The 12,753-nt window shown below is 64.1% G+C and carries 15 protein-coding genes; 7 read left to right on the top strand and 8 right to left on the bottom strand.

Annotation, left to right across the window (positions count from 1 at the left end):
* The first annotated feature begins 6 nt into the window (after positions 1-6).
* The 4 genes from ACIOVF_RS03165 to ACIOVF_RS03180 are packed head-to-tail and all read left to right on the top strand — an operon-like array spanning position 7 to position 3,486.
* Entirely contained in the window at positions 7-924 is a 918-nt protein-coding gene (locus tag ACIOVF_RS03165) for a metal ABC transporter substrate-binding protein (protein ID WP_045194619.1), read from the top strand.
* Positions 921-1,670 (top strand): metal ABC transporter ATP-binding protein, encoded by a 750-nt coding sequence (locus ACIOVF_RS03170; protein ID WP_045194621.1) that lies wholly within the window; start codon positions 921-923, stop codon positions 1,668-1,670. The genes ACIOVF_RS03165 and ACIOVF_RS03170 overlap by 4 nt, the downstream gene beginning before the upstream one ends.
* Complete coding sequence (locus tag ACIOVF_RS03175) at positions 1,670-2,569, top strand: metal ABC transporter permease (protein ID WP_045194622.1); 900 nt, start codon at positions 1,670-1,672, stop codon at positions 2,567-2,569. Before ACIOVF_RS03170 ends, ACIOVF_RS03175 begins: the two co-directional genes overlap by 1 nt.
* Entirely contained in the window at positions 2,566-3,486 is a 921-nt protein-coding gene (locus ACIOVF_RS03180) for a metal ABC transporter solute-binding protein, Zn/Mn family (protein WP_401287434.1), read from the top strand. The genes ACIOVF_RS03175 and ACIOVF_RS03180 overlap by 4 nt, the downstream gene beginning before the upstream one ends.
* 81 nt (positions 3,487-3,567) lie before the next feature.
* Here the strand turns inward: ACIOVF_RS03180 and ACIOVF_RS03185 are convergent, their stop codons facing one another.
* From ACIOVF_RS03185 to ACIOVF_RS03210, 6 genes are all read right to left on the bottom strand, one after another.
* Positions 3,568-4,647: a DUF1615 domain-containing protein gene (locus ACIOVF_RS03185; protein ID WP_401287437.1), complete on the bottom strand. Its 1,080-nt coding sequence runs from the start codon at positions 4,645-4,647 to the stop codon at positions 3,568-3,570.
* Positions 4,648-4,707: 60 nt separating this feature from the next.
* On the bottom strand, positions 4,708-5,376 hold the full coding sequence (locus ACIOVF_RS03190; protein ID WP_401287440.1) for a hypothetical protein: 669 nt from the start codon (positions 5,374-5,376) through the stop codon (positions 4,708-4,710).
* Positions 5,377-5,448: 72 nt separating this feature from the next.
* Positions 5,449-5,943: a DUF1543 domain-containing protein gene (locus tag ACIOVF_RS03195; protein WP_045194631.1), complete on the bottom strand. Its 495-nt coding sequence runs from the start codon at positions 5,941-5,943 to the stop codon at positions 5,449-5,451.
* A gap of 14 nt (positions 5,944-5,957) precedes the next feature.
* Positions 5,958-6,509: a hydrolase gene (locus tag ACIOVF_RS03200; protein WP_401287443.1), complete on the bottom strand. Its 552-nt coding sequence runs from the start codon at positions 6,507-6,509 to the stop codon at positions 5,958-5,960.
* A gap of 63 nt (positions 6,510-6,572) precedes the next feature.
* Positions 6,573-7,292, bottom strand: a complete 720-nt coding sequence (locus ACIOVF_RS03205) for a thioesterase II family protein (RefSeq protein ID WP_401287446.1) — start codon at positions 7,290-7,292, stop codon at positions 6,573-6,575.
* 9 nt (positions 7,293-7,301) lie between these two features.
* Positions 7,302-7,526: an MbtH family protein gene (locus ACIOVF_RS03210; protein ID WP_038994517.1), complete on the bottom strand. Its 225-nt coding sequence runs from the start codon at positions 7,524-7,526 to the stop codon at positions 7,302-7,304.
* A gap of 163 nt (positions 7,527-7,689) precedes the next feature.
* Here ACIOVF_RS03210 and ACIOVF_RS03215 point away from each other — a divergent pair, with 163 nt between their 5' ends.
* On the top strand, positions 7,690-8,253 hold the full coding sequence (locus ACIOVF_RS03215) for a hypothetical protein (RefSeq protein WP_401287450.1): 564 nt from the start codon (positions 7,690-7,692) through the stop codon (positions 8,251-8,253).
* Positions 8,254-8,279: 26 nt separating this feature from the next.
* Positions 8,280-9,041: a hypothetical protein gene (locus ACIOVF_RS03220; protein ID WP_401287453.1), complete on the top strand. Its 762-nt coding sequence runs from the start codon at positions 8,280-8,282 to the stop codon at positions 9,039-9,041.
* 7 nt (positions 9,042-9,048) lie between these two features.
* Here the strand turns inward: ACIOVF_RS03220 and ACIOVF_RS03225 are convergent, their stop codons facing one another.
* Positions 9,049-10,395, bottom strand: a complete 1,347-nt coding sequence (locus tag ACIOVF_RS03225) for a VWA domain-containing protein (protein ID WP_401287456.1) — start codon at positions 10,393-10,395, stop codon at positions 9,049-9,051.
* A gap of 180 nt (positions 10,396-10,575) precedes the next feature.
* On the opposite strand from ACIOVF_RS03225, the gene ACIOVF_RS03230 reads away from it, so the two are divergent.
* Positions 10,576-11,634 (top strand): NAD(P)-dependent alcohol dehydrogenase, encoded by a 1,059-nt coding sequence (locus ACIOVF_RS03230; protein ID WP_401287459.1) that lies wholly within the window; start codon positions 10,576-10,578, stop codon positions 11,632-11,634.
* 15 nt (positions 11,635-11,649) lie between these two features.
* On the opposite strand, the gene ACIOVF_RS03235 is transcribed toward ACIOVF_RS03230, so the two are convergent.
* Entirely contained in the window at positions 11,650-12,738 is a 1,089-nt protein-coding gene (locus ACIOVF_RS03235; protein ID WP_401287462.1) for a polyamine ABC transporter substrate-binding protein, read from the bottom strand.
* Positions 12,739-12,753: the final 15 nt, after the last annotated feature.

The raw sequence follows: 12,753 nt of genomic DNA on the forward strand, positions 1-12,753 counted from the left end.
CGCCCCATGTTTCGCGCCACCCTCGCCCGTCGCCTTCTAAGTGTGTTCCTCGCCTGCGCCCTGCCCGCCCTGGCCGTGGCCGATAACGGCAAGCCGCTGCGTATCGGCATCACCCTGCACCCGTACTACAGCTACGTGAGCAATATCGTCGGTGACAAGGCCGAGGTGGTGCCGCTGATTCCGGCCGGCTTCAACCCCCATGCCTACGAGCCACGGGCCGAGGACATCAAGCGCATCGGTACCCTGGACGTGATCGTGCTCAACGGCGTCGGCCATGACGACTTTGCCGACCGGATGATCGCCGCCAGCGAAAAACCCGCCATCGCCACCATCGAATCGAACAGCAACGTACCGCTGCTGGCCGCCACCGGCGTGGCCGCGCGCGGCGCCGGCAAGGTGGTCAACCCGCATACCTTCCTGTCGATCAGCGCCAGCATCGCCCAGGTCAACAACATCGCCCGCGAACTGGGCAAGCTCGACCCGGACAACGCCAAGTACTACAGCCAGAACGCCCGCGCCTACGCCAAGCGCCTGCGCAAACTGCGCGCCGAAGCCCTGGCCCAGGTCACCGAAGCGCCGGGCGCCGAATTTCGCGTGGCGACCATCCACGCCGCCTACGATTACCTGGTGCGCGAGTTCGGCCTGGAGGTCACCGCCGTGGTGGAACCGGCCCATGGCATCGAACCCAGCCCGAGCCAGCTGAAAAAGACCATCGACCAGCTCAAGGCCCTGGATGTGAAGGTGATCTTCTCGGAGATGGACTTCCCTTCGGCCTATGTCGAAACCATCCAGCGTGAGTCAGGGGTGAAGATCTACCCGCTGACGCACATCTCCTACGGCGAATACAGCAAGGAGAAGTACGAAGTCGAGATGAAGCGCAACCTCGACACCGTGGTGCGGGCGATCAAGGAGTCCCAGGCATGACCGTGGCCCAGCCGCTGCTCAACCGCGCCTGCGGGCCGGACATTGCCTTCGCCGAGGTCGACCTGACCCTGGGCCGCACGCGCATCCTCGACAAGGTCAGCTTCAACGTTGCCGCCGGCAGCGTGCATGCGCTGGTCGGGCCCAATGGCGGCGGCAAGAGCTCGCTGATCAAGACCCTGCTCGGGCAGATGCCGCACCAGGGCCAGTTGACCCTGACCTGGCCGGGCGACCAGCAGATCATCGGCTACGTACCCCAGGCCCTGGAATTCGACCGTGGCCTGCCAATGACCGTGGACGACTTCATGGCCGCCATGTGCCAGCGCCGCCCGGCCTTTCTCGGCCTGTCAGCCAAGGTGGCGCCGGCCATCGACGCGGCGCTGCAGCGGGTGGGCATGCTCGACAAGCGCAAGCGGCGCATGGGCGCCCTCTCCGGGGGCGAGCGCCAGCGCGTGCTGCTGGCCCAGGGGCTGATCCCGGCGCCGCAATTGCTGGTGCTCGATGAGCCGATGTCGGCGCTGGACGAGGCCGGCATCCAGGTGTTCGAGCGCCTGCTGCACGAGTGGCGCGCTGCCGGCACCACGGTGCTGTGGATCGAACACGACCTGGAAGCCGTGGCACGCCTGGCCGACCGCGTTACCGGCCTGAGTCGCCGGGTGCTGTTCGATGCGCCGCCGAAACAGGCACTGACCCCGGACCGCCTGCTCAGCCTGTTCTCCATCCACCCGCGCAGCGAGAGCACCGCCTGATGAACTACGAAGAATTTCGCCTGCTGATCCAGGGCTGGGCCACTGCCGGTTACCTGCCCGAGGCCCTGGCCTACGGCTTTGTGGTCAATGCCCTGCTCGCCGGCCTGATGATCGGCCCGGTGCTCGGCGGCCTTGGCACCCTGGTGGTGGTCAAGCGCTTTGCCTTCTTCTCCGAAGCGGTCGGCCACGCGGCACTGACCGGCGTTGCCATCGGCATCCTGCTTGGCGAACCCTACACCGGTCCCTATGGCAGCCTGTTCGGCTACTGCCTGCTGTTCGGCATCCTGCTGAACTTTCTGCGCAACCGCACCGGGCTGTCGCCCGACACCCTGATCGGCGTGTTCCTCTCGGTATCCTTGGCCCTGGGCGCCAGCCTGCTGCTGATGCTGGCCGGCAAGATCAACGTGCACATCCTCGAGAACGTGCTGTTCGGCTCGGTGCTGACCGTCAGCGGCCAGGACCTGCTGGTGCTCGGCATCGTCGGCAGCCTGGTGCTGGCCCTGGCCTTGCCGCTGTACAACCGCATCATGCTGGCCAGCTTCAACCCGCAACTGGCGGCGGTGCGCGGCGTTGCGGTGAAGAGCCTGGACTACCTGTTCGTGGTGCTGGTGACCCTGGTCACGGTGGCGGCGGTGAAAGTCATCGGTGCAATTCTGGTCGGCGCCTTGCTGGTGATTCCGGCAGCGGCGGCGCGCTTGATCAGCCAGTCGCTCAAGGGCTTTTTCTGGGCTTCGGTGCTGATCGCCACCCTGAGCACTTTGGTAGGCATCCTGCTGCCGATCGTCTTCGACCTGCCGGTGCCTTCGGGTGCGGCGATCATCCTCGTCGCCGGCTGCTGCTTCGCCCTCGCCGCCCTCGCCCGCGGCCTTGTTCCACGCCTGCAAGGAAACCCGGCATGACCTTCAAACTCCAGCACCTGTGCCTGGCCCTGGCCCTGGCCGGCCTGCCGACCCTGAGCCTGGCCCAGAGCGCCCCGGCAGCGGCCAAACAACAAGCGGCCGGGGTGACCGTCCTGGCCTCACTGCCGGTGACCAACACGCTGGCCAGCGCCCTGCTCGACGGCACCTCGGTAAAACTGCAACGGGCAGCGCCGGCGAATATTCCGGCCTCGCGCCAGCCCTCGTACTTCAGCGGCCGCGGTGGTGCCAGCCTGCAAAAGGCTGCTGGCGGCGCCGATGCGGTGATCGGCCTGCGCTCGATCTGGAGCGACGACCCGTTGTACCCGGTGGCGCGGCGCAGCAATATCCGCATCGTCGAGATCGACGCCGCGCGCCCGGTCGATGGCGCCCTGCCGGGCATCGCCGTGCAGGGCAACAATGCCTTTGCCGGCTACCCGTGGCTGAACCCGAGCAACCTCGGGCGCATGGCCGATGTGCTGGCCAACGACCTGGGGCGCTTGAGCCCGGCCGACCAACCGAAAATCCAGAGCAACCTGGCGGCGCTCAAACGCCAGTTGCTCGAGCTCAGTGCCGGCAGCGAAGCGCGCCTGGCCGAAGCGGACAACCTCAGCGTGGTGAACCTGTCGGATCGCCTGGATTACCTGGTCAGCGGATTGAACCTGGACCTGATCGACCACCCGCAGGTGGCCGATGACCAGTGGGATGCGGCGGCGCTCAAGCGCCTGGGCGATGAGCTCAAGAACCAGGAGGTGGCGCTGGTGCTGCATCACAAGCAGCCGAGCAAGGAAGTCGCCGAGGTGATAGCAGCCTCCGGGGCCAAGTTGCTGGTGGTGGAGACCGATGCCCAGGATGCCCTGGCGGGGTTGAAGGCCAGTGTCGAGCAAGTGGTGGGGGCTTTGGTCGCAGGCAATGGCTGAGGGCCTCATCGCGGGTCAAGCCCGCTCCCACAGGTCCGGTGTACGCAGATCTACTGTAGGAGCGGGCTTGACCCGCGATGCTCAACGTTTCATACAGCGCTGATAACGCTCATCAACGCGCTTGGCAAACCACGCCGTGGTCAGTTTGCGGGTGATCTTCGGGCTTTTCAGTTCGATCCCCGGTAGCTGCGCCCGCGCCACCGCCTTGCCCGCCGCACCGTCGGCCAGGGCATACACGCCCTTGTACAGGCGGGTGTCTTCGAATTCCAGGCTATCGCCCTTCTCCAGCTGGTTGCGGATGCTGACATTGCGCAAGTCCAGCTTCTGCCCCAGGCGCCTGGCCGCCTGCTCGGTGCTGCCGGGCATGATTGCCCCCGGCGCGATCAGGTCGCCGTCGAGCGCCAGCTTCACCCCGGTAGCGCGGCTCAGGGCGCTCTGGAACGCCGCATTGCGGCTGGCGTACCAACCGGCATTGAAGTCGCCGAAGCGGTACAGCTGACGGTCATAGTGGGTGGGGTAACCGAGCAGGTGGGCGATGCCGAAATACATGCCGCCACGGCGGCTGAAGACCTCCTGGCGAATGCTGCCGGCATAGGTGTAGGGATAACCCTTGGCATGCTGCTCGGCAAAGTCGATGCTGACCTGCATCGGCCCGCCGGTACGCACCGGGTTCAAACCACCGAGCAGGGTCTTGCCCATGGGCAAGGCGCCGATCAGTTCGTCAAACAGGTCACTGAGCTGTTTTTCGCTGCGCACTGCATCAAGGCGCTGGCCGTAGGTTTTGCCACTTGCCGAGCGGGTCTGCAGGGTGGCGTCGATCAGCAGTTTGGGAATGTGCAGGCTGGCGGCGCGGCGGTCGATCTCTTGCCGGGCGATGCGACCCAGGCCCGGTACTTTCGGGTCGGCCTGGAAGGTTGATTCCTGCTCGGTGACCGCCAGTACCGCGCACAGGTTGCTCTTGCTGGCGCTGAGCTGCTGCGCGGCGAAGGCGCCCTGGATATCCCGCGCCCAACCTTCACGGTCGTTGGCGCTGGCCGGCAGCAGGCGCACGATCTGCGCGCGCACCTTGGCCGGGTCCTGCTCAGGGGCTTCACCCTGGGTGACGCAACCCTGAAGCGCCAGCAGCGCGCTGATCACAACCAGCCAACCGGTTACCTGCATAAGCCCTCCCGCCGCATCGGGCAATAGCTGCACAGTAGCGGCGCGCGGACACGACTGCAATCAGCAGCCTGGTTTGCTCAGTTGCGTGCCGATGGTCACCGCCGTGATCGCCACCGGCTTGAAGCTCTGCAGGGCAGCCGGATCGAAGCTGCGCTCGCAGTTGTATTGGTTTTCCATGACGAAGTCTTCGCCCTTGTGCTTCTTCATCTCGTCTGCCCATTTGCTCGAGGCGGCGATGGCTGCGTCGTCGGTGAGCATGACCTCGGCCAGGACCTGGGTGAAGCCCACCGCATGCGGCCCTTCCCACAAGGCATACACCGACGGGTCGGCGGCGTTGCCACACATCTCCAGGCAGTCGGCGTAGAACTCCAGCGGGCCACCGGTGGATTCATGCAGGGCGGCGATGGTCAGCGGCTGGTTGGCCGCTGGCGCGAAGGTGCCGATGAACGAGCTGAGGTCGGCCTTGCAGGTCGGCGACAGCTCCAGGCGCAGGTCGTTGATGCTGCCGCCGGCGGCGTCGGCAGTAATTTCGCAGCCCTGTACCTTATAGGTGTGCTTGTCACCGAAGCTGGTGCGGGCAATGCCTGCGACCGACTCGAAGTACTTGAGGTTGGTGCCGAGCATTTCACCATTGAAGACCTGGGCAACGCTGGCCTGGGCCTGGGCAAACAACGGCAGGCAGGCCAGGGCCAGGGTCGAACCTATAGTCAGCAATGCACGCGGTTTCATCTGAACATCCTGTAAGTAATGAAGTGGCGCGCACTGTAATGCACAGCAGCGCGCAACACCACCACCTGCGGCTCAGGACAGGATGATGTAGTCGCTGTACTGGGCCAAGGCTGCGTGCGGCCCCGGCTGGAGCGTCACATAGCGCCCGCCGACCTGGTCGACCGCCACGCAGTCGTCGACATCCAGCAGCGCGTCGGTGTGCGGTTTGCTCCAGTGCCGGGCCATCTGCTGCTTGCCCTTGGCCTTGGCTTGCTCTTTGTTGCTGGCGACCACCAGCAGGTAGTGATGCGCCTCGCCAAAGCAGCCCGGCTCGTAACCGCCAAGGTTGATGAAGTACAGGCGCGGCTCGCCCGGCGCCGGTTGCAGGTCCGACCAGCCCAGCTTGAAGCCCTCTACCCCGTCGACCTCAAGCCAGGAGTCGATATGCAGGCCCTTGGCGCTGCCGAACCACTGCTCGCGCAACTGCGGGTAACAGGCCGCCAGCGACGGCCCGACGACAAAGGCCACATCGTGCACCTCGATCCTGGCCCGCGGGTGCTTGCCGCCGAGCATCACCACATACAGCATCGAAGGTGTAGCGCTCACGGCTGTTCGCCCACCATGTAGGTCTTGCTGATGTGGCGAAACTGTTCATGGGCCGAACTGCCCATCAATTCGAACACCACCATCTCGCGGGTGACGATCTGCGCCCCGGCGGCGCGCATGCGGGCAATGCCGGCGTCACGGTTGTGGGCGCCGCGACAGTCGCAGGCATCCTCGACCACGAACACCTGCTTACCCAGCTCAAGCAGGCCGAGCACGCTTTGCAAGACGCAGATATGGGTTTCCATGCCGCAGACGATCACCTGCTCGCGGGCCAGCAGCGCTGCCGGCAGGCACTCGGCAGCCACGCAGGAAAAGTGCAGTTTCTCGACCACCGCAGCGCCGGGCGAAGCCTCCTTGAGCTGCGCCACGGTCGGCCCCAGGCCCTTGGGATACTGTTCGGAAAACACCGTCGGCAGGCACAGGGTAGCGGTCGCCGCCAACAGCCAGCGGGTGCGTGCGAGGGTGCCGGACGGGTCGCTGACCGCGCCAATGAGTTTTTCCTGAGCATCGATGACCAGCAAGCTGGCCTGGTTCGGCTTGATCAACATCCTCTGCCCCTGGGTTGCGGGTAAAGCCCAAGGCTCGCCCATCAGACCGCGCTGCGTCAATGCTCAAGCCGACAGCAGATGGGGCTCCAGGGCAGCGCTGAGCACGCCGAGCACGCGCGCTTCATGCTCGTGAATGAAGAAGTGGCCACCGGGGAAGATCTCCAGCGAGAAGTCGCCGACACTCTCCTGGCGCCAGGCCAGCAGTTGCTCTTCGCTGGCCTTGTCGTCTTCCCCGCCGAGCACATGCACGGGGCAACGCAGCGGCGGGCGCTGGCGATATACGTAGCGCCCGCACAAGAGGAAATCGGCGCGCAGCACCGGCAGGGTCAGGCTCATCAGCTCCTGATTGGCCAGCACCTCTTCCGGCGTGCCTTGCAAGGTGCGCAACTCGTCGATCAATACTTCATCGCTCTTGGGCTCGCGCCACTTGCCGCCGTCGTAGTCTTCACGCCGGGTGGGCGCAGCCGTGCCGCAGGCGAACAGCGCCACCGGCGGCGGACAGCCCAGCGCCTGCAGCTCGTGGGCCAGCTCGAAGGCCAGCAAGGCGCCCAGGCTGTGGCCGAGCAAGGCATACGGCTGGCTGGCCGCCAGCCGTTGCTCGCTGGCCAACTGGCGGGCCAGCACCTGCATGTCGGTCAACAGCGGCTCGCCCAGGCGCGCGCCGCGCCCGGGCAGTTCCACCGGTCGCACCTGCAACCAGGCCGGCAGCTTGCGCCGCCAGCGGCTGTAGACCATGGCACTGGCGCCGGAATACGGCAGGCACAGCAGGGTCAATGCAGACACGGCCGCCCCTTACTGCGCCGCAGCGGTTTCGGCCATCTTCTGGCGCAGGCTCAAAGGGCGCATATCGGTCCAGACTTCGTCGATGTAGGCCAGGCATTCTTTTTTCAGGCCGCTTTTGCCCACGGTCCGCCAGCCCGCCGGGATCGCCTTGTAGTCGGGCCAGATCGAATACTGCTCTTCGTGGTTGACCACCACCTGGAACACGATGTCTTCGCGGTCGAATACCGATGTCATTGCCTGTCTCCTCGATTGATTGGGCCCGTCACGCCAATGGCGTACGGTGGCTTTCAAGAGAACGAACGACAGGTGCAATAAATTAAGTGGAGTAAACATCTCTGGATGAGATGATGGCCTTTTAGTAGCATTTATGCCTTTCATCCCCCATGGAGCGGGTTGCATGCAACAGATCGAACAAGACTTCATGACTCTGTTCAATTGCCACTGGTACAAGGACTTCCCCGTCGTCACAGGCCAGTACACCAACCCGGCAAACTGGACAGCCCATGTGGGCTTCGTGGTGCGCGAATGTGGCAGTCTGCTGGGAGCGCGCACGTTGTACGAAAAAAACGGTCGCCTCGATGCAGTAATGTCCTATCCCAATGGTCAGGTCGTCTCGAACATTGAATGGGAATGGATCGAAGCGCAGAAGGATACCGTCAACGAAATCCGCAAACTGCATGCTCGAAAAGACCAGCCGCTGTTTTCGACCTTTATCTCCTATTGCAATGCTGCGGCGCTTGAATCTGTGCTCGAAAAGGCTCAGAGCGAATGGCAAAAGGCCGACGAATCACTGTTGGTGTTCATCGTTACCTTCGAGAAGGACGGCGGCGACCGCTGGTTCAAACATCTGAACAGCTATCGTCTCAGCGGGACCCGACTCGATCTGGTACGCACCCAGCCAGCGCTATCCTGGGAGCGCCCGGGAGCAGTCGAAGCCCGCCCCGAATCAATCCATCTGTAGCTACACGCCTCAACTGCGGAGTTTCAATGCCCCCTCCACTCTCGGCACCAAGTTTGCCTGCAGGCAGTTTTGTTACGCACAACGCAGGTATTTGGTCACCCAGTCCGGTGTTGGTAGACCTGCTGCTTACAGCACGCCACGGCTACGCCTGGCCGCTACACGACAGTAATGCCTGCAGCCAGCAACGCATCATCAACCTGGAGTCCCAGGTCGCCGCTTGGCTAAATCCGCTTACCCCAACAACAGCATATTTGATTGTCCTGAATGTCTCGGCCTGGGCAGGGAACCAGGCCAACATTCACCAGTTGATCGCTCAAGCTACAGCTCATGAGCGACTGCTGATGCAAAATGCCTTGCAGCTTTGCTCGTCACCAAACTCTCTAACCGCTGGCTTGCACGCGCTTTGCCAACTGCCGGGAGTAAGCCTGGTGATTGCGTCGAAAATCTACCGGTTCTGCCAGCCAGTGAAAGGTGCCGCTGTCGACCGCCATGCCTCCTACTTCACCAACTCCTTGTCCCCCCCAGGTGTGCAAACCGAATTTCTACGCAGATGGAGCACCGCAAATCATGATCGTTCCCGCCTGGAAACATTCAACGCGCCAGACCTCAACCACAATCTGAACCACTACATCGACGCTTATCTTCCGCTGCTCGACGGTATTGCCGCTGCCATGAACGCCACCGGCCATTACTTCCAGTGCGCCGCTAGCGGGCACTATCAGCAATGGACGCCTGCTGACGTAGAGATGGCCGCCTTCTACTGGTGGGCCTGCAACGGCGCTCAGTGATCGCTACTTAAGTCACCAGCACACTGACCAGCTCACAACGCTGGAACGGTCCTGAAGCCTGGCTTTCACCGCTGACCACTACCTGCACGCTGTAGGAGCCTGGCACCGGGGTGTCGAGCCAGGTACCGAGTTGACCGGCGCCGCTGCCCAGATGCACCACCCGCTCCTGATGGGCGAGGATGTCCAGTTCCGGCAGCAAGGTATGACGCAGCGCCGCCAGGCGCGCCAGGGGTTCGGCGATGCCCTGGGCGCGGTCGAACGGCAGCGCCTGCACGGTGTAGAGCTGGTCGTCGTATTTGACCAGGGCGTCGGCCAGGCTGATGGTCGGCCCCTGCACGATGGCATGGGCGCGGACATTGCTGAGCACTTCGCCACCGGCCTCCAGGTGCACCGTCAGCGGCAGCGGCTGGCCGGCCGTGTGCCGCGCGGCCATCTCCACGCTCAGACGGATGTCGGCCAGGCCGCTGCGCACCGTTGCCCCGTGCTGCAACGCCCCGGCGGTGCAACTGATCGATTGCCCGCTGCCGGCGAACTCGACCTGCAGGTACCATTGCCCCGGTGCCGGCTGGGGAATATTGAAGATGACAAAACCGGCACCGATGATGCTCGGCGCCCGCAGGCTGACGGCGCCGCTGGGGTCGACCAGGCTTACTGAGAGCTGATTGCCGCGCGGGCTGGCGCTGGTGTAGCTGACTTCGCGGCGCGACCACACCAGCGACAACTGCGCAGCACCCGGGCGCTGGCCGATCACCACCGGAATCAACTGGTAGCCATGCTGGGCGATATCGCACAACTGGTTGTTCAGCAACGCCGCCCTGGCACTGGAGGCGCGGATCTGGTTGTAGACCTTCATCAAGTCCACCGCCCGCGGCGCATAGAAGTAGCGACCACCGGTGCGCTGAGCAATCTGCTGCAACAGGTGCTGGTCTGCCTGCGGGCCGAGGGCGCAGGCCATCACCGGATAGATCGGCAGCACCTCCAGCGGTGACGGCCCGTCGTTGTGCTGGCCGTCGCTGAGCAGCACGCAGGCGCGGGACAGCCGCGAGGCGTCGAGAAAACTGCGACTGTGCTGCAAGCCCAGGCCGATGGCGCTGGACAGCCCGTCAAAGGCCAGCCCGGCGACCGCAGTGGCGGCGCTGGCGGTGATGTTGAGCAGCGGGTCGACCGTGGCCAGGCCGCCGTTGCCGGTGAACACTGTGCGCGCCTTGTGGTCACAGGCGACCACCGCGAGCTTGTCGCCGGCCTTGTGCAAGCGCAGGAACGCCTGGGTGTCGATCAGCGCCTGCTCGACGTGCCCATATTGGCTCATGCTTTCCGATATATCGATGATCGGCACAACTGAAACGGTGCTCATGCCCTGTGCTCCCTGCTCATGGGCTGTTTCTGGATCATAGCCACGGTGAATACCCTGTCAAACCGCTTAACTGACATAACGCCACCATTGGTCGCCTGAGGCTACGGCCGGCAAAAGTCGCCCGGGTAGCTATATTGAAGCGCTGAGCTTGCCCTCCGTCCGCAACCTTCAGAGGTGCCTATGTACACCATCGGATATGCAGCGCAACGGCCCGACGCGCCCCTCGCCCCCTTCCCGTTCGAACGCCGCGAGCTGCGCGCCAACGACGTGGCCATGGAGATCCTCTACTGCGGGGTGTGCCACTCCGACCTGCACCAGGCCCGCGACGACTGGGGCATCAGCCGCTACCCGATCGTGCCCGGGCACGAGATCGTCGGCCGGGTCACGGCAATCGGCAGCGAGGTGAAACGCTACAAGGTCGGCGACGCCGTGGCGGTGGGGTGCATGGTCGACTCCTGCCAGCAGTGCGACCAGTGCCGCAAGGGCGAAGAACAACTGTGCCGCGAGACCAACACCCAGACCTACAATGGCCTGGACCGCATCACCAGGGCGCCGACCTACGGCGGTTACTCCAAGCACCTTGTGGTGCGCGAGGAATTCGTCCTGCGCGTGCCCGAAGGCCTGGACCTGGCCAAGGCGGCGCCGCTGCTGTGCGCCGGGATCACCACCTACTCGCCGCTGCGCACCTGGAATGTCGGCCCCGGCAGCCGGGTGGCGGTGCTGGGCCTGGGCGGCCTGGGCCATATGGCGGTGAAACTGGCTGCTGGCTTGGGCGCCGATGTCACCGTGGTCAGCCGCAGCGCCGACAAGCTCGCTGACGCCCTGGCCCTGGGTGCCGACCAGCTGCTGGTGTCCTCCGACGCCAAGGCCATGGCCAGCGCCCGTTCAAGCTTCGACCTGATCATCGACACCATCCCGGTGCGCCACGATGTGTCGCCCTACATGGCCTTGCTCGACATCGACGCCACCCTGGTGATCGTCGGCCAGGTCGGGCCGATCGATGAGCAACAGACCGTACCCTTGATCCTCGGCCGCCGGCGCCTGGCCGGCTCGCCGATTGGCGGGATTGCCCAGACCCAGGAGATGCTCGACTTCTGCGCCAAGAAGAACATCCTGCCCGACTGCGAAATGATCCGCATGGAACAGATCAACGAGGCCTTCGAGCGCATGGAGCGCTCCGATGTGCGCTACCGCTTTGTCATCGACATGGCCTCGCTGCAGGCGCCTGCCAAGGTTTGATGGCGCCTTGAGGACTCAGGTGTTGGACTTGAGCCTGGTCCACAGCCGCGTGCTCAGACGGGCGATGGCCGGCGGCAGGTCTTCGACGGTGAAGAGTTTTTCCATCACGCGCTTGGGTGGGTAGATCGCCGCATCGTTCTTTACCGCCGGCGCCAGGAACGCGTCCGCCGCGCTGTTGGGGTTGGCGTAGTGGATGCTGTTGCTGACGTTGGCGATCACCTGCGGGTCGAGCAGGTAGTTGAGGTAGGCGTAGGCGTTTTTCTCATGGGGCGCGCTCTTGGGGATGACCAGCATGTCCATCCACAGGGTCGAGCCCTCCTCCGGGATCGAATAGGCGATCTCGATGCCGTTGTTGGCTTCCCTGGCGCTGGCGGCGGCCTGGACTACGTCACCGTTAAAGCCGATCACCGCGCAGATATTGCCGTTGGCCAGGTCACTGATGTACTTGGAGGCATGAAAGTACTGCACATAAGGGCGGATCTTCAGCAGCGCCTGTTCGGCCTGTTTGTAGTGCGCAGGCGTGTGGCTGTGGTGTGGCAGGCCCAGGTAGTTGAGGGTGATCGGCAGGATCTGCGTCGGGTTGTCGATGATCGCCACGCCGCACTGGCTGAGCTTCTTAATGTTCTCAACGTCAAACAACAGCTTCCACGAGCGGGTGACGTCGGTGCTGCCGAAGATCGCCTTGATCTTCTCGACGTTGTAGCCGATACCGGCGGTGCCCCACATGTAGGGAAAACCGTACTGGTTGCCCGGGTCGTTGACCTCGAGCTTTTTCATCAGCAGCGGGTCGAGGTTCTTCCAGTTGGGCAACTGGCTGCGGTCCAGGGGCTGGATCGCCCCGGCCTTAATCAGCCGCGACATGAAGTGGTTGGAGGGGCTGACCACGTCATAGCCGGTGTTGCCGGTCATCAGCTTGGATTCGAGCACCTCGTTGCTGTCGTGGATGTCGTAGGTGGCCTTGATACCGGTCGCCTTGGTGAAGCTGGGCAAGGTGTCGTCGGCGATGTAGCCGTTCCAGTTGGAGATGTTCACTTCTTCTACCGCCTGGGCGGCAGTGGCACAGGTGGCGAGCAAGGCAACCAGGGGCAGGGCTTTGAATGGCATGATCAATCACCTTTT

This window comes from Pseudomonas sp. NPDC087612 (assembly GCF_044743505.1).
GTDB lineage: Bacteria > Pseudomonadota > Gammaproteobacteria > Pseudomonadales > Pseudomonadaceae > Aquipseudomonas.